Origin of the sequence: Rathayibacter sp. AY1C4 (assembly GCF_002932195.1) — a bacterium.
Taxonomy (GTDB): Bacteria; Actinomycetota; Actinomycetes; order Actinomycetales; family Microbacteriaceae; genus Rathayibacter.
On sequence record NZ_PSWE01000067.1, the window covers coordinates 1 to 1,052 of the forward strand.

The window sequence follows — 1,052 nt, forward strand, 5'->3', positions numbered from 1 at the left end:
CACGAGCCGGTCGCCGTGCGCCTCCATCTTCTTGCGGAGGGAGCTGAGGTGCACCTCGACGAGGTTCGGGTCGACGTGGTCGTAGCCCCAGACCTGCGTGAGGATCTGGGTCTTGGTGAGGGTGCGGCCGCGGTTCCCGGCGAGGAAGGCGAGGAGGCGGAACTCGGTCGCGGTGAGGTCGAGGGCGATGCCGCCGCGGCGGGCGCGGCCCGACTCCGGGTCGACGACGAGGTCTCCGATCTCGACGACGGACGGGATGCGGCCGCGGCGGCGCAGCACGGCGGTCACGCGCTTGACGAGCTCGGCGAGCACGAACGGCTTCACCACGTAGTCGTCGACGCCCTCGTCGAAGCCGCGGAGGCGGTCGTCGACGGCGTCGCGGGCGGTGAGCATGATCACGGCCGCGTCACTGCTGCGGCGGATCCGCTCGGCGAGCACGATGCCGCTCGGGCCGGGGAGCATCCAGTCGAGGATCACCAGGTCCGGAGCGAAGGTGCTCAGCTCCTGGGCGAGGTCCTCGCCGGAGACGAGACCGCGGACCGTGAAGCGCTCGCTGCGCAGCGCGGTCTCGACGGAGGAGCGGATGGCGTCGTCGTCCTCGATGAGGAGCACACGGGCGGAGGAGGGCATGTGCTCGAACCTAGGGGCCGCGGATCGGGGCGCACCCGGCGTCTGCTGTGGAGGGTCTGTTCTTAAGTCCGGCTTCAGATTCGCCTTCGAATCTGAGATGGAACCGGCCGCAACCGATCCCGAACGGGGTCGGCACCGGGCCGGAACGAGGAGACACCCATGACCGAGTCGACCACCCCCGCCGAGAAGGGCTCGAGCTTCGGGCCGCGCCGTCCGAAGAAGCGCGCCCTGACCATCGGCATCGCCGTCGGCGCCCTCGGACTCGTCGCGCTCGGCTCGACCGCCGCGTTCGCGGCGACGCCGTCGAGCACGCCGACCTCCAGCGCCACACCGCTGCACTCCACCTCGACCGACGCGCCGTCGACCGGTGCGCCGTCCACCGGTGCGCCGTCGACCGATGCGCCCGCCGAGGGCACCGCTCC

General features: G+C 71.8%; 1 protein-coding gene and 1 pseudogene. One reads left to right on the plus strand and one right to left on the minus strand.

Annotation, left to right across the window (positions count from 1 at the left end; genetic code table 11):
• Positions 1-630, minus strand: a 630-nt coding sequence (locus tag C5C99_RS16645) for a response regulator transcription factor (protein ID WP_104340443.1), incomplete at its 3' end; no start/stop codon positions are given.
• A 159-nt stretch (positions 631-789) separates the two neighbouring features.
• On the opposite strand from C5C99_RS16645, the pseudogene C5C99_RS16650 reads away from it, so the two are divergent.
• Positions 790-1,052: pseudogene (locus C5C99_RS16650) on the plus strand (hypothetical protein); the annotation flags it as partial.